Annotated in this window: 20 protein-coding genes; 9 read left to right on the top strand and 11 right to left on the bottom strand. The window is 70.2% G+C overall.

Annotation, left to right across the window (positions count from 1 at the left end; translation table 11 throughout):
- Positions 1 to 171: 171 nt before the first annotated feature.
- Positions 172 to 801, top strand: a complete 630-nt coding sequence (locus tag DZA62_RS24825) for a hypothetical protein (protein WP_116951631.1) — start codon at positions 172 to 174, stop codon at positions 799 to 801.
- Here DZA62_RS24825 and DZA62_RS24820 read toward each other — a convergent pair.
- Entirely contained in the window at positions 773 to 1762 is a 990-nt protein-coding gene (locus tag DZA62_RS24820) for a hypothetical protein (RefSeq protein ID WP_116951630.1), read from the bottom strand. The genes DZA62_RS24825 and DZA62_RS24820 overlap by 29 nt on opposite strands.
- Positions 1763 to 2276: 514 nt before the next feature.
- On the opposite strand from DZA62_RS24820, the gene DZA62_RS24815 reads away from it, so the two are divergent.
- The 4 genes from DZA62_RS24815 to DZA62_RS24800 all read left to right on the top strand — a co-directional run bounded on the left by DZA62_RS24815 (position 2277) and on the right by DZA62_RS24800 (position 10205).
- On the top strand, positions 2277 to 5069 hold the full coding sequence (locus tag DZA62_RS24815) for an AAA domain-containing protein (RefSeq protein WP_116951743.1): 2793 nt from the start codon (positions 2277 to 2279) through the stop codon (positions 5067 to 5069).
- A gap of 10 nt (positions 5070 to 5079) precedes the next feature.
- Positions 5080 to 8424 (top strand): DEAD/DEAH box helicase, encoded by a 3345-nt coding sequence (locus DZA62_RS24810; protein WP_116951629.1) that lies wholly within the window; start codon positions 5080 to 5082, stop codon positions 8422 to 8424.
- 114 nt (positions 8425 to 8538) lie between these two features.
- A complete protein-coding gene (locus DZA62_RS24805) occupies positions 8539 to 9663 on the top strand; it encodes a hypothetical protein (protein WP_157987887.1) in 1125 nt (374 codons plus the stop codon).
- Positions 9664 to 9668: 5 nt separating this feature from the next.
- A complete protein-coding gene (locus DZA62_RS24800) occupies positions 9669 to 10205 on the top strand; it encodes a hypothetical protein (RefSeq protein WP_157987886.1) in 537 nt (178 codons plus the stop codon).
- A gap of 63 nt (positions 10206 to 10268) precedes the next feature.
- On the opposite strand, the gene DZA62_RS24795 is transcribed toward DZA62_RS24800, so the two are convergent.
- The 7 genes from DZA62_RS24795 to sigJ all read right to left on the bottom strand — a co-directional run bounded on the left by DZA62_RS24795 (position 10269) and on the right by sigJ (position 16331).
- Positions 10269 to 11297 (bottom strand): NADPH:quinone reductase, encoded by a 1029-nt coding sequence (locus tag DZA62_RS24795; RefSeq protein WP_116951626.1) that lies wholly within the window; start codon positions 11295 to 11297, stop codon positions 10269 to 10271.
- Positions 11298 to 11731: 434 nt separating this feature from the next.
- Positions 11732 to 12160 carry a hypothetical protein gene (locus DZA62_RS24790; protein ID WP_157987885.1) on the bottom strand — a complete coding sequence of 143 codons (429 nt, stop codon included), beginning with the start codon at positions 12158 to 12160 and terminating at the stop codon, positions 11732 to 11734.
- Positions 12161 to 12594: 434 nt separating this feature from the next.
- Positions 12595 to 13455, bottom strand: a complete 861-nt coding sequence (locus DZA62_RS24785) for a helix-turn-helix domain-containing protein (RefSeq protein WP_116951624.1) — start codon at positions 13453 to 13455, stop codon at positions 12595 to 12597.
- 13 nt (positions 13456 to 13468) lie between these two features.
- A complete protein-coding gene (locus tag DZA62_RS24780; RefSeq protein WP_198664151.1) occupies positions 13469 to 13981 on the bottom strand; it encodes a DUF6879 family protein in 513 nt (170 codons plus the stop codon).
- Positions 13978 to 14229 carry a hypothetical protein gene (locus DZA62_RS24775; RefSeq protein ID WP_116951623.1) on the bottom strand — a complete coding sequence of 84 codons (252 nt, stop codon included), beginning with the start codon at positions 14227 to 14229 and terminating at the stop codon, positions 13978 to 13980. Before DZA62_RS24775 ends, DZA62_RS24780 begins: the two co-directional genes overlap by 4 nt.
- Positions 14230 to 15019: 790 nt before the next feature.
- Positions 15020 to 15277 carry a hypothetical protein gene (locus DZA62_RS24770; protein WP_116951622.1) on the bottom strand — a complete coding sequence of 86 codons (258 nt, stop codon included), beginning with the start codon at positions 15275 to 15277 and terminating at the stop codon, positions 15020 to 15022.
- 142 nt (positions 15278 to 15419) lie between these two features.
- Entirely contained in the window at positions 15420 to 16331 is a 912-nt protein-coding gene (gene sigJ / locus DZA62_RS24765; protein ID WP_116951621.1) for an RNA polymerase sigma factor SigJ, read from the bottom strand.
- Between the two features lie 126 nt (positions 16332 to 16457).
- On the opposite strand from sigJ, the gene DZA62_RS24760 reads away from it, so the two are divergent.
- Positions 16458 to 16865: a DUF6069 family protein gene (locus DZA62_RS24760; RefSeq protein WP_116951620.1), complete on the top strand. Its 408-nt coding sequence runs from the start codon at positions 16458 to 16460 to the stop codon at positions 16863 to 16865.
- Between the two features lie 64 nt (positions 16866 to 16929).
- Here the strand turns inward: DZA62_RS24760 and DZA62_RS24755 are convergent, their stop codons facing one another.
- Both DZA62_RS24755 and DZA62_RS24750 read right to left on the bottom strand, forming a co-directional pair.
- A complete protein-coding gene (locus DZA62_RS24755) occupies positions 16930 to 17418 on the bottom strand; it encodes a hypothetical protein (RefSeq protein ID WP_116951619.1) in 489 nt (162 codons plus the stop codon).
- An 87-nt stretch (positions 17419 to 17505) separates the two neighbouring features.
- Positions 17506 to 18390 (bottom strand): sigma-70 family RNA polymerase sigma factor, encoded by an 885-nt coding sequence (locus DZA62_RS24750; RefSeq protein ID WP_116951618.1) that lies wholly within the window; start codon positions 18388 to 18390, stop codon positions 17506 to 17508.
- Between the two features lie 69 nt (positions 18391 to 18459).
- On the opposite strand from DZA62_RS24750, the gene DZA62_RS24745 reads away from it, so the two are divergent.
- The 3 genes from DZA62_RS24745 to DZA62_RS24735 all read left to right on the top strand — a co-directional run bounded on the left by DZA62_RS24745 (position 18460) and on the right by DZA62_RS24735 (position 20086).
- Positions 18460 to 19230: an SDR family oxidoreductase gene (locus DZA62_RS24745; protein WP_116951617.1), complete on the top strand. Its 771-nt coding sequence runs from the start codon at positions 18460 to 18462 to the stop codon at positions 19228 to 19230.
- Between the two features lie 257 nt (positions 19231 to 19487).
- Positions 19488 to 19673 (top strand): hypothetical protein, encoded by a 186-nt coding sequence (locus DZA62_RS35930; protein ID WP_157987884.1) that lies wholly within the window; start codon positions 19488 to 19490, stop codon positions 19671 to 19673.
- Positions 19670 to 20086 carry a hypothetical protein gene (locus tag DZA62_RS24735; RefSeq protein ID WP_116951615.1) on the top strand — a complete coding sequence of 139 codons (417 nt, stop codon included), beginning with the start codon at positions 19670 to 19672 and terminating at the stop codon, positions 20084 to 20086. Before DZA62_RS35930 ends, DZA62_RS24735 begins: the two co-directional genes overlap by 4 nt.
- Here the strand turns inward: DZA62_RS24735 and DZA62_RS24730 are convergent.
- Positions 20041 to 20445 (bottom strand): VOC family protein, encoded by a 405-nt coding sequence (locus DZA62_RS24730; RefSeq protein ID WP_116951614.1) that lies wholly within the window; start codon positions 20443 to 20445, stop codon positions 20041 to 20043. The two genes, DZA62_RS24735 and DZA62_RS24730, sit on opposite strands and share 46 nt — an antisense overlap.
- Between the last annotated feature and the right edge of the window lie 35 nt (positions 20446 to 20480).

Below are 20480 nucleotides of genomic sequence, written 5' to 3'. Positions count from 1 at the left end.
GCTATTCGCGCGATGCAACTCCGGCCAAGATCAAATCTCAGGTGTTGACAGATACGGCACAGTCTGTTGAATCGTCGGCGACATCGCGAGACGATGGCGTGTGCTTTCGCCCAACGCGATGTGGCTGCTGGTTGATGCGGCGTCGTTCGCCATCGCCCGGGGGAGCGTCCCATGACCGCGTATACGACGGACCTCGTCGTGCCGGCGCAGTGGACGACCGCCATGTCCCGGGAGTGGCGAACCGCGGTCCCGCCGCTCGACGCGGCTGCCATGGTCGTCGACCAGTTGTGGTGCGGCGCCCAGGTCCTGCCGATGGCACGGTTCCTCCGCGCTCAAGTGTTTCCCGTAGTCAGCTGGGACATGGCGGCGCTCATGCAACGGACGACATCGTCACCCGCGCCACTTCTGCAGCCGAAGGCCGTGGGTGACGTGTTGGCCGATACCGAGCGATTGGCGCAGACGCCATCCGTGCTGCGGATCATGGGATTCCTCGGCGTTTCCCCATTGCCGGAGGCGACCAAAAGGCAGACGGTGCTGCGATGCCTGGCGAGGACCGTCGTGATGCTGTCGCCGAACGCGAGGCCGCACCGGATAACCCTGGCGCAGTGCGACGTCCAGGGCGTGACGGTCGTGGTGCCGACGGCGGACGGCGTGAACGTCGTGGTGCCTGGCAACCCGGGCCCGCGTGCTGGTCGCGCCATGTCCCCGATCTGGCTGCGGGTGTACGAGGAACACATGCTCGGGTGGGCGTTGTCCAACGGGCAGGTGCCAGCTACACCAGGTGTGATGTCCAAGCCGTGAGAAATCGGGGGCGGCTCCAGCTCTTGCCGGTGGCGTACGCGATCTCGCTGTGAATGTGCTTGGCCTGTTCACACAGCGCCCTCCACGAGGCCAGACTTTGTGCGCGGTCACCACCGTCCATGACGTGGCGCGCGATCTCGGTGATGGCATGAACGTTGTGGGCGAACGCGTCGTCTGGATCGAGGATGTCGTCGAGGCGGCTGTACTGACAATGCGCACAGGGACACCACCAGTAGGTTTCCTCGGGCATCGAATTGATCGTGGCGGCGAGAATGTCCGCACCGTGATGGCTCAGGGTCTGCGGAACGAGGACGGAGAACACACGCGGTCGAGGTCCCCCGGGGCGTGGCGGGAAGATGTGCCGGAGCGCGGAGCTGGTTCCCATCGCGCTCATCGAGGCGCCTGCGGCGAGTGCGCCGATCGCTGACTGGTCCGTGCGCAGGAGGACGCTCGGCACGGGCGACTCGAGCAGGAGGAGGAGACCTTCGACGGCGGCCCTGGTCGCCAGCGGGTCCCTGTCGGCACCCAACATGTACGCCACGGGCAGGCCATGGTCCTCGACCAGGCGGCGGACGTCAGGTGCGTGCTCGCTGACCCAGTGTGTGTCCATCGGCAGCGCAAGCATGAAATCTGCGGCGGCGGGGAGGACCGCGGCGTTCCGGAACAGAGCACGGAGGCCGTCGATCTCGTCGCGGTCGACGTAGCCGCTGTCGGTGAGCGCCCAGCGGATCCCCTGGGCCCACTGCGCCTCGAGCCACGCTGTGCTCAACGGGGCAGTTGCCGGGACACGATTCGTGCCGGCATACCGGCCTGCGTCGGCCATGACGCTCGCCTCGTCGCCCGCGATCGCGCGATGGGTCGCCACCGTGCGAGCGAGCGCCTCGAGGCGCTTGGCGCCGGAAGGCAACGTGTAGACGGCGCCAATCGCGTCCTCGGCGCACAGTTGTGCGACCTTGTCCACGTTGGAGTGCTTCGCGTGGACGAAGAAGGACTCGCGTACACCGCGGAGGGGACGCAGAGACGTCGGGACTGGGTGGCGGAGGGGAGCTGGATCACTCATCTGATGCCCATCAGAGCGGCGCGCAGCGAAAGACGATGGTCAGCTATGTCATGACGCCGGAGGCGTTCGTCAGCATGCCTGTCAGGTCGCAGGCAGGGATTCGTCTTCTCCGCACGCCTTGTGCGGCTATTCGATGATCATCGCGAATTGCACTGCCTGTCAACACCGTGCCGGCGAGCCGGCGATCGGCAGGAGTCTGCGGATGCCCAACGAGGCGGTGACGGAGGCATGCGGCCACGCCGGTCTCGGGCCGTCGATGGCATCAGTGAAGGGCTCACGCATGCGATCGTGTGCGACGCCAAGTCAAGGACGGCTATTCCGGTCCACGCCCGTGACGGCTAAGATCATTCCGCGCCGGCCGAGCCACCGGACCTAGTCTGGCGCTGCTCGGACCAGCATGCGGAGGCTGGCGCCGTTGATCGACCCACGCCGAGAGGCCGTTCTCGTCCGGCCCAAAGACAGTCCGGAATTCAGCGACGACACCTGGAAGATTCTCAGCTACCGCGAAGAGTCGGCCCGTGTGTGGGTCACCTATCGCGGCGGCAGGGAGTACCCGTACTCACGCGACCGTGCGGTCGTCCTGCGCAACCCGAAGCGCCATCCGCTCGCTGACCACGAGCGTGTAGAGGTCGACGGCGAGGTGTGGGCGAACGTGACCGACGTCCTGCGGTTCGACGGGCCGGGCGGGCCATGGTGGCGCATCTTTTATCGCAAGACGTCCGGCGAGGCCAACCGAACCTATCGACGAGTTCGCATCATCGGCGACGCAAGGCGTTCCGACCCGGCGGCAGGCGTCTTCGACTACTGGCGCGGCATCGTCTCGCGGCTCTCGGACGACGATCCGCTGCAGCGGCCGTACGGCGACCTTCGATTCGTCCACCCCGAGAGCGTGCTGGGACGGTATCTCCACGGTGAGCTGCCGGGGTGTACCGGAGATGTCATGCCGCGGATCTTCCCGTTCTCGTCCAACGCCAGTCAGCGCGAGGCCGTCAGGAAAGCGTTGAACCATCCGATCTCGGTCATCGACGGCCCGCCCGGCACCGGAAAGACGCAGACCATCCTCAACCTGATCGCCACCATCCTCCTCGATCCGGGAAAGACCGTCGGCGTCGTCTCGTACAGCAACTCGGCCGTCGACAACGTCCGCGACAAGCTCGTGGCGCTCGGATTCGGCCACATCGTGGCCAGCCTCGGAAACGCGAGCAAGAAGGAGGCCTTCTTCGAGCTGCAGCCGAAGCGCAACGCCGAGGTGACGGCGTTCGTCAGCCAGGAGAGCCCGACGCCATCGGTCACCGAACTCGACGACGTCGGTCGGCAGCTCTACCGCCTGCAAGAGGACGAGCAGCGTCTGGCGCAGTGGCGTGAAGAGCTCGCCGCCTATCGACTGGAACGACGTCACTTCGCCCGGTACTTCGACCGCCAGGAGCTGCCGGAACTCGAGCGGCTGCCGTTGTTGAGGCGATCCGCCGAGACCATTCTCGACTACCTCGCCGACACCGAGTTGTCACGCTACGACGGCCCGGTCGGAAAGCTGGTCCGCCGCATCAAGGGGTACTTCAAGTACGGCCCTACCGGGCAGCTCGACCCGAGCGACACCGACGTCGTCCTGCAACTCCAGCGCGCCTACTACGACCGGAAGATCGTCGAGCTCGAGCGGTTGGTCGAGCAGACCACCCGAGCGCTGGAGCGCGCCGACATCTCCGGCCTGTCCGAGCGGCATCGTCTGCTGTCGGTGCGGGCGCTGAGGGCGGCGCTTCACCAGCGCTATGGGGCCTCGACGCGGGTGGACTACAAGGCCGACGACTACCGGCTGGCGTTCGGCGCGTTCGCCCACGACTACCCGGTGATCCTGAGCACCTGTCATTCGTTGCGGACCAGCATCCCGAGCGGCCACCTGCTCGACTACCTGATCATCGACGAGGCGTCCCAGGTCGATCTGCTCGCGGGCGGCCTCGCCCTGGCCTCGAGCCGCAACGTGGTGATCGTGGGTGACGTCAGGCAGCTGCCGCACATTCCGGCCGAGGAGGCCGGCGGCGCCGAAGCACCACCGTCAGCTGCCTACGACTACGTGCGCCACAACCTGCTGTCGTCGGTGATCGAGCTGTACGGCGACTCCCTGCCCAGGACTCTCCTCCGGGAGCACTACCGAAGCGACCCCGCGATCATCGGCTTCTGCAACCGGAAGTTCTACAGCGACCAGTTGATCCCGTACACCGAAGGCTCGCCGGACGCGCAGCCCCTGGTGCTCTACCGCACCCCCAAGGGCAACCACATGCGTCAGCACCGTGGCGGTGGACGATCGAACCAGCGAGAGGTCGACGTCATCCGCGACGAGGTCATCTCGAAGTACTGCGCGGGAACCCAGGACGCCGACATCGGCGTCACGACGCCGTATCGACACCAGGTCGACAAGATCGCCGACGCGTTGATCAAGAGCATCCAGGCGGACACCGTGCACAAGTTCCAGGGGCGCGAGAAGGACGTGGTCATCATGACCACGGTGCTGGACGAGACCTGGCGCGGGCGCACGGGGACGAGGTTCGTCGACGAGCCGCGCCTGGTGAACGTCGCGGTGTCGAGGGCGAAGAAGCGGTTCGTCCTGGTCACCAACTACGACCTGCTGCCGAAGAGTCGCAACCTGCGCGACCTGATCGATTACATCCGCTACCGCAACCTCGACCACGAGCTTGTCGAGAGCGAGGTCGTCTCGGTCTTCGACCTGTTGTACCGGGACTACTCGGCTCGGCTGCAGCCACTGGCCCGGCGCCTGCGGCGGGAGATGGCGTACAAGTCCGAGGACATCGTCTGGACGGTCGTGCGCGAGATCCTCGACGAGCCGCCCTACGCCGGCCTCGATGCCGTCCCGCAGGTCCTGCTGCGCAATCTGCTGCTCGACCTCACCAGGCTCACTCCTGAGCAGGCCGCTTATGTGAAGCACCGCGCGTCGGTCGACTTCGTCGTCTACAACCGGGTCACCAATCGGCCGCTCCTCGCCATCGAGGTCGACGGATTCCAGTACCACGAGAACAACCCGCGGCAGCTGGCCCGGGATGCGCTCAAGGACCAGATCTGTGCGTCCTACGACATCCCGTTGCTGCGGCTGCCCACGACCGGCAGCGGCGAGGAGGAGCTGATCCGGCGTCGTTTGGACGTACTGCTGAACGGCACGCCGCCTCCGCCACCCGAGGTTGTCGGCACCGGCGGCTAGCGTTCGGGTCATGTGGCCGGGTATCCAAGCGAACGACGAGGCGGGTCTGCTGAAGGTGGTGGACCCGTCCACGTTCGTGCGCGGCCTGATGTACGCCCAGCACGGCGCGGTGGTCGACGTCGAGGGGGCGGTGGGTGAGGGGACCGTCACCGGGCGGGTCATCGGCAGCGCTCGCCACCCGTACACGACACTCGCGATCCTGAAGCCGGCCGGTCGCGGCCGGTACACGTTCGTCGAGGGGCGGTGCACCTGCCCGGTCGGGTTCGACTGCAAGCACGTCGTCGCGCTGGTGATGACGGCGTTGAGCGGCGGCGGGCCGGGGCGAGGCCCGGCCGCGGAGCCCGAGCCCGACTGGCGGCGCTCGCTCGACTCACTCCTCGGTGACGGGCGATCGAGCCGCGACGCGGCGGTCGAGATCGCCGTCGAGCTGACGTTGTCGAGCCGGCCGCGGGCGACGGGGCGATGGGAGGACGCGGCGGGGTCGCGGCCGCGGGTGCTGGCGAGACTGGTGCGGCCCGGGCGCGGCGGCTGGGTCGCCGGCGAGCTCAGCTGGTCGCGGCTGCGGCTGCGCCCCGAGCTCGTCGCCGGCCCGATCGCGCAGCTGCGCTGGCTGCGTCAGTTCTTCCTGCTCTACGAGTCCGGCCGCAGCGACACCACCTACTCGCCGTACGGGCGCGACGAGAAGCACCTCGACCTGACGGCGTTCGAGTCCAGCCAGCTGTGGGCGCTGCTCGACGAGGCCGCACAGCTGGGCATCCGGTTCGTCCACGGCAAGAAGCGGGCCGGTGACGTCGACGGCTATCGCGCGGCGCGGCTGAGCCTGGACGTCATAGCGAGTCGCGACACCGGCGACCTCGTGGTGGTTCCGCTGCTGACCGTCGACGGGGTGAGCGACGGCGTCGCTCCGGTGCGCTTCATCGGCGACGACGGACACGGCGTGGTCTATGCGCCGCGAGCCGACGTCGACGGCACAGCGAACGTGCAGAGCTGGCGCTTCGGCCTCGCCAAGCTCGAACGTCCGGCGAGCCGCGAGCTGCAGGAGCTGGTCCTGGACGACGTCCGGCTCACGGTGCCGAGAGCGGACGCGGGCCGGTTCCGCGACGAGTACGTGCCGCGGCTGCAACGACTCGCGACGGTCGAGTCGTCGGACGGGTCGTTCACGCCGCCGGAGATCTCCGGGCCGACACTCATCGCCAAGGCGGTGTACGACGACGGCCACGGGCTGGAGCTGGACTGGGAGTGGCACTACCAGGTCGGCGACGCGACTCGGCGGGTGCCGGTGGACGATCCGTTCCCCGACGGCGCGGACGGCGGCATCCGCGACGCCGCGGCGGAGCGAGCGTTGCTGGCCAGCCTCGACCCGGGACTGCTCGGATCCGGACGCTTCAGCAACGGAAGTCGAAACAGCCAGCGACCGATCGGCCGCGCACCTGTCGAACGCCGCACGTTCTACGGGTTGGACACCATGCGGTTCAGCACCGAGGCGATGCCCCGGCTGCGCGACCTGGACGACGTCGAGGTCGAGGTGACGGGTGAGCCGGCCGACTACCGCGAAGTCGGCGACTCGCTGGTCATCGGCGTCTCGGCGGACGAGAGCCAGGGCGAGACCGACTGGTTCGACCTCGGCGTCAGTATCACCGCCGACGGGCAGGACGTCCCGTTCACCGACGTCTTCACGGCGCTCGCGCGCGACGAGCCGTACCTCCTGCTTCCCGACGGCGGCTACTTCTCGCTCGAGAAGCCCGAGCTGCGGTCGTTGCGCCGCCTGATGGACGAGGCGCGGGCGCTCGGCGACGCCGCCGGCGACGGCACCAGGATCAGCCGGTTCCAAGCCGGCCTCTGGGAGGAGCTGGCGGCGCTGGGCGTCGTGACGCGCCAGGCCGACACCTGGCAGCGCCAAGTGCAGGGACTCCTGACGCTCGGCGAACTCGACGACACCACCGTGCCGCCCAGCACCCTGCGGGCACAGTTGCGTCCCTACCAGCTCGACGGCTTCCGCTGGCTGAGGTTCCTGTGGGAGAACGGGCTCGGCGGCATCCTCGCCGACGACATGGGGCTGGGCAAGACGCTGCAGGCGTTGGCGCTGATGTGCCACGCCAAGCAGGCCGACCCCGCGATGCCGCCGTTCCTGGTGGTCGCGCCGACCAGCGTGGTGTCGAACTGGGTGTCGGAGGCGGCCCGCTTCGCCCCCGAGCTGAGCGTCGTGCCGGTCACCGACACCCTCAAGCGCCGCGGCCGGCCGATCGAGGACGTCGTGGCCGGCGCGGACGTCGTCGTCACCACGTACACGTTGCTACGCCTCGACGCCGACGCGTACGCCCAGGTCGCATGGTCGGGGCTCATGCTCGACGAGGCGCAGCACGTGAAGAACCACCAGTCCAAGACGTACCAGGCGGCGCGGCGGCTGCCGGCGCCGGTCAAGCTGGCCATCACCGGAACGCCGGTCGAGAACAACCTCATGGAGCTGTGGTCGCAGCTGTCCATCGCTGCGCCCGGCCTGTTCCCGCACCCGGGCCGGTTCGAGGAGTACTACGGCAAACCCATCGAGCGGCAGGGCGACGCCGAGCGGTTGGCGCAGTTCCGGCGGCGCATCAGGCCGTTGGTGCTGCGGCGGACGAAGGAGCAGGTCGTCGCCGACCTCCCCGCCAAGCAGGAGCAGGTGCTCGAGGTCGACCTGCATCCGAAGCACCGCAAGGTCTACGACAAGTACCTGCAGCGCGAGCGGCAGCGGGTGCTCGGTCTGCTCGACGACGTCGACAAGAACCGGTTCACCATTCTGCGCTCGCTCACCCTGCTGCGGCAGCTCAGCCTGCACGCCGGCCTGGTCGACGACGAGCACCGGGGCCTCGCGAGCGCCAAGATCGACCTGCTGATGGAGCAGCTCGGCGACGTCGTCGACGGCGGGCACCGGGCGCTGGTGTTCAGCCAGTTCACCGGCTTCCTCGGGCTGGTGCGCGAACGGCTCGAGGCGGCCGGTATCGAGTACTGCTACCTCGACGGAGCCACACGGAAGCGTGAGCAGGTGATCACCCGGTTCAAGGAGGGATCCGCGCCGGTCTTCCTGATCAGCCTGAAGGCCGGCGGGTTCGGGCTCAACCTGACGGAGGCCGACTACTGCTTCATCCTCGACCCCTGGTGGAACCCGGCGACGGAGGCGCAGGCGGTCGACCGCACGCACCGCATCGGGCAGACCCGCAACGTCATGGTCTACCGGCTGATCGCCGGCGACACCATCGAGCAGAAGGTCATGGCGCTCAAGGACCGCAAGGCCAAGCTGTCCGCGAGCGTCATGGACGACGGCGACGCGTTCGGCGGCCGCCTCGACGTCGACGACATCCGGCATCTGCTGCAGTAAGAGCCCTTCGACATCGCGCTTCACGTGACTTGTGAGCGGCCGAAGATGACGAACCCTGGGGATCGGCCGATGGGCGCCCGGTATCGTCGGACATACCTGTGCAGGAGGTATGGCGTGGCGTTGGCTGGGTCGGGTGACCGCGGCGAGCTACGCGCCGCGATCGAGGGCCTGCTGCGCACCTGCGTCGAGTTGGAGCGGCACGCCGCCGAGATGGCGCAGACCTCACGCGATCAAGCCAACCGGGTCGCGCGCGGACTCGTTGGTTTGCGGGCGCCAGGCGTATCGGGACTGGCCGGCGAGATCGCGGACATCGGAACGGCCATGAGCGTCGACCTGTCCAAGGATTTTCTCGAGGCTCGCGCGCCCTACGTGGCGGAGGTTCATCAGTTGCTGGGGCTCCTCGCGCCGCTACACGGAGTGGCGACGGTACCGGCGTTGAGCCCGCCCGCGACGGTGGACGGCTTGGCAGCGGAGTTCCCGGCCGGGTTCGCCCGTAGCTACATCGGTGACCTACTCGTCGGCGCTGACCGAAGCGTGACCCTCGGGATGAGTGAAGCAGGACAGGCAACCGCGCCGGCACCAGACGCAATCGACCAGTCCAAGACGGTGGCTGGGTCGCAACTTTCCGCCGATTTCCACGATGAAGGGGCCAGCATGCTCGAAGACCCCGCCTGCCATGCCGTCGAGCGACATGGCCCACAGATCTCCGACAAGGCACAACTGGCCAGACTCATCTGGCTCAAGGATCCGTCCGGCGCCGACGCGTGGCTGATCGCACCCGACGGGTCGGTGCAGACGAACCACCGTTGCGGCACGTCGGCGGGTGGCTTCACTTCGCCCGAGGCGCTCGCCAAGCCCATCGAGGCGTTCTTGCGCGTGGCGCATTCGCGCGCCAACGACGTGGCTGATTTCATCACCAGGAACGCGCACGGTGCCAACAACCTCGGCGTCCATATCAGTGCGAGTCAGGCTGGTCTGTCCGCCGGAGACGCCTTCGGCTACCGCGGTGCAGGGACAGGCATGCGCGAGACCCGCCGCGACTGGATTGCGGCTCGTCGGCTCGCCATGCGACGTGGCGAGGGGCCTGTGCACGCTGTGCCGTATGACCCGGTCGTGGAAGGGACGGATCCCGGTGTGACGCTGGTGTTCAAACGGTCGGGCACCACCTGGCGGCTGGTGACCTGCTACCCGGTCGAGAAGCCGGGGACGACGAACAGGCGATTGGAGGATCTCGCGTGATCCCGATGAGCGAGCGGTTCAAAGCGTTCTTCAGCGGCGGCTTGGGGATGGCTGACGCCGAGCCGGACCTCTACATCGAGGCATGCGAGGAGGCTCCTGGGTCGCTCGCCGACGTTGAGAACGCCGACCTTCTGCTGTTTCGAGATGAGTTCGCGGCCCACATCCGCGAGTCGTCCTTTCCTCCAGGGTCGGCGGCTGACTCGCAGTGGATGACGGACGAGTGGCTGCGCGACATCTGGTATGACGCGTTCGGACCGGAAGCCGCACCCGGCGATCCGTATCCCGTGGCGCCCGAGGACTGGGGGCGTCGTCGGCTGACGGACTATATGTTGCACGCGGTCAACCGGACGCCCGAACTCAGCTCGCCGGGTGCGCCGGCCTGGCTGGAGAAGCGCGGGCTGACCTTCGACGACATCGAGGCCGCCGTCGAGTCGTCCGAGACGCGTTCCGTTGGTTTTCGCAACGCGCCGGAAGGGTGGCTCCACCGGCTGCACGACCTCGTCGAGCGCGGACTGCGGGAGGAACAGCCCGGCGAACGCTGACGCGGGCACCGGCCAGCACGTCTCCGTACCTACGACACAGAGACGGCCGGTGGTGCCGTCACGTCACTCAGGCGCGACGGTGATGAGGACCTTGCCGGTGGCGCCGTCCTCGACGGCGCGATGGGCGGCGGCGGTCTGGTCGAGTGCGAACTCGTGCAGCGGCAGGCCGGCGTCGTCGCCGATGCGGAGGGCGCCGGCGGCGATTGCGGCGTTGATGTCGTCGCCGGCGGCGCGGAGCTTGTCCCAGCCGACCGTGTAGAGCAGCACGAACTGCAGCCGCGCGTTCAGGCCCATGTACGCGCGCACATCCACGTCGAACGGCTGGTCGCCGTTGTTGGCGTAGATCGCGATCGTCCCGCGCGGCTTCAGCACGGCCGCGTTCGTCGCGGCGTTGGCGCCCGCCGCCACTTCGACGACGAGGTCGACGCCGTCGGGGGCGATCGCGCGGACGGCCGCCGCGACGTCCGCATCGCCGCCGTACCGCACGACGTGGTGGGCGCCGGCGGACGTGGCCAGCGCACCCTTCGCGTCAGAACTGACCGTCGCGATGACGGTCGCGCCGGCCCAGCGGGCCAGCTGGATCGCCGCATTGCCGACGGCGCCGGCTCCGCCCGCGACCAGGACCACCCGGCCGGCCAGCGCACCGGGACTCAGCCGCGCCGGCCCGTCCTCGGCGACCGTCAGCGCCCGATGCGCCGTCCCCGCCGGGATACCGACCGCGGCGCCCAACGCGAAGCTCCCGCCGTCGGGCAGCACGAACACCCGCTCGACCGGCACGACGGTGTACTCCTGCGCCGTCCCACTGTCGGGACGCTGATAGGCCGCCTGCGTCACCCACACGCGGTCGCCCGCGGCCAGCCCGCCGACACCGTCGCCGACCGCGTCGATGACGCCGGAGCCGTCGTGGTTGGGCACCGCCTCGGTCCCGGGCACCGCGCCGAAGCCCCCGCGGCGCGTCTTCCAGTCGGTCGGATTCACCCCGGACGCGACGACCCGGAGGCGCACCTCGCCCGGGCCGGGCTCGGGGACCGGCCGCTCGGTCAGCCTGAGAACGTCGGCGGCGCCGGACTGGTCGTGCACGATCGCCTTCATCGGGGTGTCGCATCCCTTCATCGGGTGGTGTCGTCCCCAGCGGCAACCGGTCCGGCCGTGCCCGCATTCCGTAGCGGCGGTCAAGGCGCAAGAAGCCCCGGCGCGCAGTGAACCGCAAGGCGGAGGACGTGCCGGGGCCAGCCAGGATCGTCGGTGTTAGAGCACCTCCCCTGGCCGTACACAAAGCTACCCCGTTGACGCCGTGGCTGTCTCCCTGTCATCCCGGTCGGCTAACTACATCGGGAATCCGCCCGGCGTAGTCCAGAAATGGGCTACCGGGCGGGCTGTTAGAGCGGTTCACCGGTGCCCGCGACCGCGACAAGGAGCGGCGCGGACGGAAGGAATCGGCATGTCCCGAGCCCGACGGCGACGGCGCGCCGGTCGCTGCGCTGCAACGCGTTCAGGCAAGCGTTGGTTGCGATGGGGCACAGCGCTCAGCGGTACGGCTCCGGCGGCGGCGCCGGCTCGACACCGGGCGGCATGGCCCGGCGGATGGCGGCGGAGAGGTCGGCTGCGTCGGTGGCGCCGCCGTGCACCACCTCGGACCGGTGCGCCGGCCGGACGCGCCGTGGGTCGAACACGCACCAGCCGGACCGCCACCGCCAGGCCAGCCGCCCCTGCGCGTCGGCCTGCCGGTCGGGCCAGACGACCAGCAGGTAGCGCCACCGGTGCTCGCCCCGTCGCCGCCCCCACGCGACCAGCCGCCCCTGGACCCGCCGGCTGGAGCGGTCGCCCATGACGATGGGCACGGCGGTGTAGAGGCCGGACGGCTCGGTGTAGGCCCGGAGCTTGATCTCCAGCCGCCCCGGATCGATCTCGAGGAGGTCGAGCGGAGGATCTTCCAGCCAGCGAGCAGACGTCATGACGCCAGTATCGAACAAGTGTTCGCATGATCGGTAGTTCGTCGCCCTCCGTGAGCGGCCGAACACTGGTAGCTCGACGATGCGCACCGTGTTCGAGTCGCTGCAGAGGGCTGACCCTCGGCCGTCCAGAGAGATGGCGCCAGGCCGGATCGCGTGGCGGCTGCCGGTGCTGGTCTCGGCGATCAGCGGCCGGTCGAGTGTGCGCACCAGCTCAAGGTCACGGCAGCCATCGACCCGGAGGTCAGCGAGTTGCTTGATCAGGGTTTCGCCGTGGATGTGATGGCGCTCAAGGTGATCTACTACTTGGCCGGCAATCTCCCCCGGCGGGAGATCCCCTGCGAGTCTGAGGCCAGGGCAGCGCTCCATGGGGCAGCGTATGGCGACCATATCGAACAGAGTAGAACGCATGTTCGAGTGATCGCCAGTCGTTGCACTCACCCGGCACGGTCGCTCAGCCTGTCAAGGGCGGCCCGGATCAGGGCGCGCGCCTCGTTGCCGTAGACGGCCAGCTCGGCGAACTGGGTGAAGGTGTCGGTGTAGAGGGCGATCTCGCCCGGCTGGGCGATGGTCAGGTAGCCCGACACGAGTTCGACGTTGACCTGTGCGCTGTCGTAGATCCAGAAGTCCTCGACCGGCCAGACGTCACGGTCGGGTCGCGCGGGGACGATACCGAGGCTCACGTTCGGCAGGGAGGCGACCTCGGTCAGGTGCCGGAGCTGGTCGGCCATGACGTCGGGGCCGCCAACCCCGGTGTTGAGCAGTGACTCCTCCACGAGGAACGCGAACACGCGCCCGCCACGATGAAGGAGGCGCTGCCGCTTCACCCGCGCGGCAAGGGCCTGCTCGACGTCGTCGACAAGGCCACGCCGCCGCTGGATCGAGCCGAGGACGTGCTCGGTGTAGGCCGGTGTCTGGATCATGCCGGGCAGCAGGTGCGAGGAGTAGGCGCGGAAGCGTCGCGTGCGCTCGTACAGCGGCGTGCGAGACTCCTGGGCGCGCCGGAGGCCGTTCCGTTTCATCCGTCGCCACTCGATGAACATGCCCTCGACGGCGCGCAGCGACTCGACGAGGTCAGCGGCCAGATCGTCGGCGCCAGTGGTGCGGCACCAGGTCCGGATGTCGTCGGCGGACGGCGCGGTCTTGCCGTTCTCGATCCTCGACGTCTTGGCCCCATGCCAGCCGCAGGCGTGGGCATGGTCGCGGCCCGTCAGCCCTGCCTGCTCGCGGAGTTCGCGGAGCCGATCGGCGAGGAGCTGACGGGCCTGCTGGACGCTCGACGACGGGGAGACCGCCATCAGTGCCTGTGGGTCACGGGTGGTACTCCTCGTGCGGGGTCGCCCGCTCCCAGACCGCCTCGAACGCCGAACCGCAGAGCTTGGCCACGTCGGGATCGGACGTGACTTCCATGTCGGGGTCGGCGCACTGGCCGTCCCCGGTGAAGTGGTTCACGAGGGCCACGCTGTCGTCGAACAGCCAGAAGTCGTTGCCCGGCAGCGCGAGGTTCGTCGCCTGTCTCCTGGGCAGCCAGCGGACTCGCTCGCCGGCTGCCACGTTGGTGAAGGTGATGTCGTACTCGTAGCGGATGTAGTCGCTGATGGGCTCCGAGACGATCCGAGCCCGGCGCATGACCACACCGCGCGCAATGGTCTCGGTGACGATGTCGAGGAAGGGCCGCCACCAGGATTCGCGGTCGGCGGGATCGAGGCGCTTGCCGTTCTGCCAGGCGATGAACTCGGGATCGTCGAGCATGTAACTGTCGCGCATCTCCAGATGCACGGCCGAGTGCTGTGCCTTGGCCAGGGCGTCGATGAAGGCATTCACGTAGTGGTGTCCTCACTCGGGCCGGGGATGAACTGGAGCATGTTCGCGGGGAGCCTGATCACCGTCTCATGCGGTGGCACGTCGGTGCTGTGGTCGGGTATCGAGCCGACGCGCTGGGCCTCCTTCACTGTCTCCTCATCGGCCTTCCATGACTGGATGATCAGGTCTCCGGGCGTATCGTCGAGCCAGATCGTCGGAGAGCCGTTGTCCGGGGTGTCCGGCCAAATGCCGAGGAACTGTAGCGCCATGACGCCGCCCTTTCGTCGTCGTTTGCACGAGCTTGCGTCGAGCCTGACGGGCGGCCGAGTGCCGGGTCAAGCACATGGGCCGGTTCGTGCAGACTCGTGCAAACACCCTTCCCGGCGCTGTCTACGGTGCGATCCACCGGCCGCCGGACGAAGGGGACGCGATGTTCACGGCACGCGTGCATGGGCACGGTCTTGTCGACTGGTCGCCCGAGCGCGTTGACGCGTACGCGGCCGACCTGCTTTCGACCCACCAACCGGCCGGCGGCTGGATCCCGCGCCGCCGCACGCCTTGTCGAAACTGCAGCCAGGAGTGGCCGTGCGTGTGGGCGCCTGGGCCGAGCAGTGGGGACGCGGCCTCGCCAGGGCACTAGCGCGACGCGGCGGCCGGTCGTGAGCGTGGCCGGCGTGGTTGCCATCGCGAGCCTGCCCGCCCTGTGGATCGGCTGCCTGGCCGTCGCTCGACGGCGCAGGTCCGGCGCCGGCCGGTGACCGCTCAAGAACAGGAAACCGCCGAGCGCCGCTGGGCGCCGGCCTACCGGGCACACGACGAGCGCCCGATCTGGCTCGTCGGCCAGGAGTTGCACATGCGCGATGCCGCCGGGTCCTGGACGATGAACCGCCTCTACGTCGACCAGATCCGCTACGTCCACCTGCGACGGCCGACCCGCCAAGACAGCTTCACGAACCTGCACGGACGCAACGAGTACTTCGTTCCCGTCAGCGAGCCTGGCACGCGACGCGGCCGGCGACCGCACGCCAGCCGCGACCCTGACGCGGCGCGCCCGGCCCGTCAGGCCGGGATGCTGCGAGCGATCACCGCGGCCACGACTTCCGTCATGACGTTCTTGCTGACGCCGAGCACCGCGCCCGCAGCGCGCCGCAGCGCGGACTTCTCCTCGGGGTCCGAGGTGGCCTCGGCAGCCTGCTGGAGCGCCTCGACCAGCGCATCGACGTTCTCGCCGCTGGGCCAGACGCCCACCGCTCGCCGCCCGCGCTCGGTGAGCCCAGTAAGGAGCACGTACTGCCCGTCGTACGAGTCTGCCCTCATGCCCGGTCGGCCCGCCGCCGGCGACGATCACGTCGATCATGAGGCTCCATTCCACGAACAGCCGGTCGGCCCGAGATTCTGCGGCACGCCCGGGGTCTTGCCGCAAGACCCCCAACGGGCTGTACGTTGAAGTGGGAGGACGTCACGTCGTCCAGGGCCGCAGCTTCTCCGGGTTGCGCACCGCCCAGACCCGGGTGATCCGGTCGCCGGCCACGTCGAACGCCAGCACCGTCTCGGTCACGCCGTCCTGCTGGAGCACCAGGCCGGGCTGGCCGTTCACCGTCCGTTCCAGGAACGTCAGATCGGGCACGTTCGCCGCGATCTCGACCAGGACGCGGGCGATCGGCTCGCTGCCCTCGAGCGGCTCGAGGTGAGCGGTGGCGAGGCCGCCGCCGTCGGCCACCGCCGTCGCGTGCGGGTCGAGCAGCCCGACGAGCGCCTGGATGTCCTTGGCTGCCCACGCCTGCTTGAACTCGCGGACGAGGTCGGCGCGGCGCGCGGCCGAGGGGGCCGGGGCCGCGGGCACCTGGGCGGCACGGAGCCGGCGGCGGGCCGACGACGCCAGCTGGCGGCAGGCGGCCGGTGTGCGGCCGACGACCTGGGCGACCTCGGCGAACGAGTACCGGAAGACGTCGTGCAGGACGAACGCGACCCGCTCGGCCGGCGTCATCGACTCGAGGACGACGAGGAAGGCCATGCTGATCGACTCGTCGAGCGTGACGCGGTCGGCCGGGTCCGTCGTGGTGGCGGCCGGCGGCGCGCTGATCCACTCGGTGCGGTCCGGCACCGGCTCCGGGATCCACTCGCCGACGTAGCGCTCGCGCCGGCTCCGCGCCGATCGCAGCAGGTCGAGGCAGATCCGGCCGGCGACCGTGGTCAGCCACGCGGCGGGCGACTCGATCGCCTCGCGCTGCTCCGACGGCATCGCGTACCAGCGCGTGTACGTCTCCTGCACGACGTCCTCGGCGTCGGCCAGCGAGCCGAGCAGCCGGTAGGCGAGATTGATCAGCTGCCGGCGCTCGCTCATGATCGCGGTCAGGCCCGGGTCGGTCATGGTCTGCGGCCTCCTCTCACCCTTCGACGAGACAGCGCACCGAAATGTGCGGCCTGACGTTCCGGCGGGCCGCGTCGTCGTACTGCTGGACAGGCATCGCCACCAGAGTGACAGCAGGAGGATCCGATGACGACGCAAGAGACCACGACCGCGGCGCCGGTGCGGCGACGGGCCGCGCTGGCGGTCGCGGGGGCGACGGTGGCGGCGGCCGTGCCGTGGGCCGTCGCGCGGATCGCCGACGTGGACCTCGAGGTGACCACCGCCGACGTGACGATGGACGTCGGGCTGGCGCTGGTGCTGGCCGCCGCGCTGGCGACGTCGCTGGCCGGCTGGGGCCTGCTGGCGTGGCTGGGGCAGCGCTCCGGCGACGCACGGCGGGTGTGGACGGGCATCGCGCTGGCGGTGCTGGTGCTCTCGCTGAGCGGACCGCTGATCACCGAGGCCGGCACCGACGCCAAGGTCTACCTGGCGCTGATGCACCTCGGGGTCGGCGCGGTGCTGATCCCCGGCCTGCGGGCGGCCGTGCGCGAGTGACGCGTCAGGGACGTCGAGCACGGGGGCGGCGCCCAGCTCGTCGGCGAGGGCGGCGGCGGTTGCGTCATGGCCCGACCAGCGGACCGCTGCGCAGCCAGCCGTCCCAGTCGTGGCGTCCGGTCGATCCGCTCCACTCGCCCACGTGCCCGGACATCCAGCCGACGAAGTCGTCGCACCAGGTCGTGGTGTCGCTCGACGAGGTCTCCGCGAGCCAGCCCCGGCAGGTCGCGAGCAGCCGCTGCGGCTCGCCCCACGACATCCAGGGGCTCCGCCCGGTACGGGTCAACGAGTCGCTCAGCCAGCCCGCCAGCGCCGCGCACCGGTCCTCGTCGTCGTCCAGCCCGGTGTCGTCGGGCTGCGGCTCGGCGACGGCCCACTGTTCACAGGCCTCCGCGACGACGGCGATCTGCTCCGCGGGGTCGCTCACCGCCCACTGGGCACGGTCCTCACGGACGGCCCACACGGCAGACGCCACCCCGGCCGAGGCGACCGCGGTGACGAGCACCAGCGCGACCCCCGGCCACGCCGGTCCGGCCCGCGTGCCCCGCGCCACCTTCCCACTCTCGACCCGCCGGCACCGCTCCAGCAGGGCCGAAAGACCCGCGGGCTCGCGTCGTCGTGGCGGCCGGCGGGCCAGGGGTCACGCGTCGAACGCGGCCGGGTCGATGCCGCCCAACCGGTCCGGGTCGTACAGCACGTCGATGGCGGCGATGCGGCCGTCGGTGACGGTGAAGGCCATCACCGCGAACACCCGCCCGCCGATGACGACCACCGCGCCCGCCGCGCCGTTGACCAGCGCCGGCCGCACGTACCGCGCCAGCTGCAGCGCCATCGACGCCTGGCCGGCCACCGTCCGGGCGCCGCGCAGCAGCACCGTCGGCCGGGTCCGCGACGCGCCGCCGTCGGCGCGCAGCACGACCTCGGGGTCGAGCACCGTCACCAGCGCGTCGAAGTCGCCGTCGCGGGCGGCCGCATAGAACGCGTCGACCGCGGCCCGTTGCCGGGCGAGGTCGGCGTCCGGGGCGGGTGCGGTCTCCTGGACCCGGCGCCGGCCGCGGCTGGCCAGCTGCCGGGTCGCGGCCGGGGTCCGCTCGACCAGCGGCGCGATGTCGTCGAACGGGACGGCGAACAGGTCGTGCAGGACGAACGCCAGCCGCTCGGCCGGGGTCAGGGTGTCCAGGACGACCTGCATCGCCAGCCCGACGGAGTCCGCCAGCAGCGCCTGCTGCTCCGGGTCGGGGCCGCTCGGCGGGCTGACCACCGGGTCGGGCAGGTGCACCGCGGGATCGGCCTCGTCCAGCGGCACCTCGCCGCGCGTCGCGCGCGACCGCAGCAGGTTCAGGCACACCCGGCCGGCGACCGTCGTCAGCCAGCCGGCGAGGTTCTCGACGTCCGAGGTGTCGGCGCGCCGGTAGCGCAGCCACGTCTCCTGGACGACGTCGTCGGCGTCGGCCAGCGAGCCGAGCATGCGGTACGCGACGGCGCGCAGGTGCGGCCGGTGGCGCTCGAAAAGATCTTCGCTCATGCGGTCACATATCGCCGTCGCCGCGGGTCAGCGCAGTAGAACCTCATCGGCACAGAACTGGAGCTGACAGTGACCACACCCCTCCTGGTGACCGGCGGCACCGGCACCCTCGGACGTCTCATCGTGCCACGGCTGGTCGCGGACGGGCGGACCGTCCGGGTGCTCGGCCGCACGCCGCGCGAGCCGGGCGACGGTGTCGAGTACGTCGCGGCCGACCTGCGCTCGGACGACGCCGACCGCGCCGTCGCTGGCGCCGTCGACGGCGTCGACACGATCCTGCACCTGGCCGGTGGGCCCAAGGGCGACGCCGAGGCGACACAGCGGCTGGCCAGGGCGGCGGCGCGGGCCGGCGTGAAGCACCTGGTGCACATCTCGGCGATCGGCGCCGATCGGGTCCCGATCGGCTGGTTCCGGATGAAGCTGGCCGCCGAGGAGGCCGTGACCGACTCGGGCGTGCCGTGGACGATCCTGCGCGCCGCCCAGTTCCACGACCTCGTCCTGAAGACCGCGACCGCGATGGCGAAGCTGCCGGTGATCCCGGTCCCCGGCGGCATGCGCTTCCAGCCCGTCGACGCACGCGACGTGGCCGAGCGGCTGACCGAGCTGACTCTCGGCGAGCCGGCCGGGCTGGTCGCCGACCTCGCCGGTCCGCGGGTCGCGCCGATGGGCGAGCTGCTGCGCGCGTACCTGGCGGCGGCCGGCAGACGGCGGGCGCTGCTGCCGGTGCGGATGCCCGGCAAGGCCGGCCGCGCCTACCGCGGCGGCGCCAACCTCACCCTCGACGGCGCCGACCTCGGCACCCGGACCTGGGCGGCCTTCCTCGCCGAACGGCTCGGTTGAGCGCGGCCGTCAGGCTCACCGCCCCGTCGTCTCCCCACCGCCCTGGCTCCCGTTGGTCTGGGAGGAAACTGCGGAATCAACCGGGCATTTCGCTCCGGAGCTCGGCAACTCTCTCCAAGATCAACTCGATGTGGGGTGGGCGGCGCGCAGGTGTTCGGTCCTCCTGTGACACTGCGCGCCTGACGGAGACCCTCGAGCCGGTCCCGCGCAACGGCCGGCAGCTCGGCCTGCCGGTCCGGTCCATCACCCCGGGCCAGGTGGACGGCTATTTCGGCTGGCTGGGCCGGTTCCTGCGGGTCGACGGGCCGGCGTCCAGCGCGCGCACCCGGGACCGGTTCGGCTGGCAGCCGGTGCAGCCCGGCCTGCTCGCCGATCTCGACGCGGGCCACTACGTCCGCGACCGAGCCGACGTCTCCCGGGCGCCTGTCACACTGCGGACATGACGGACCTCCGGGAGGCGCCGCCGAGCGGCGGTCATCGCTGGCCGGCGTGGGCGTTGCCGGTCTCGATCGTCGCCGGTCTGGGCGCCGCCGGCGTCGGCGCCGGCCTGGCCGTGGCCCGCTACGGCGAGGAACCAGGCGTGGTGGCGTTCGGGCTGGGCGTGCTCCTCGTGACGGTCCTCTTCGGCGCCGGCGTGGTGTCGCGGGCGATGCGGCACGAGCGGCGCCGGCACGCCGTCACCGAGATCGCCGTGATCCTGGGCATCGCCCTGCTGTTCTACGCCGGTAGCCCGCCGGGGCGCATCGTGCTCGCCGGGCTGGCCGGCGGCGGCCTGTTCGCGACCGCGCGGACGATCCGCCGCGACCGTCGTCAGGCCACGAAGATGCAGAACGGGTGGCCGGACGGGTCGGCGTAGACGCGCAACGGCTCGCCGGGGTCGTCGATGCGGTCGAAGATCATCCGGCCGCCCAGCTCGAGCACGCGGTCGTGCTGGACCAGCAGCTCGTCCGTCGACGGCACCGTCATGTCGAGGTGCAACTGCTGGGGGATCGCGCCGTCCGGCCATGTCGAGGGCGTCAACTGGTCGACCTGCTGGAAGGCCAGCCGGCGCCCGCCGTCCTGGTCGAGCAGAACCAGCCAGTCGTCGCCGGCGGGGTCGGTGGTCTCGTGGCCGGGCCGGTACACGTACCCGAGCAGCCGCCGGTAGAACTCCGCCAGGCCACGTGTGTCGGTGGTGTCCAGCACGGTCTGCAACACGCTGGGGTAGGTCGTCATGGCGGCGACCGTACTCGCGGGGTCCGACATTCACC

This window comes from Jiangella endophytica (assembly GCF_003427025.1).
Classification (GTDB): domain Bacteria; phylum Actinomycetota; class Actinomycetes; order Jiangellales; family Jiangellaceae; genus Jiangella; species Jiangella endophytica.
Note: the sequence above shows the minus strand (reverse complement) of the source record. Positions and strands in the feature narration are given on the sequence as shown.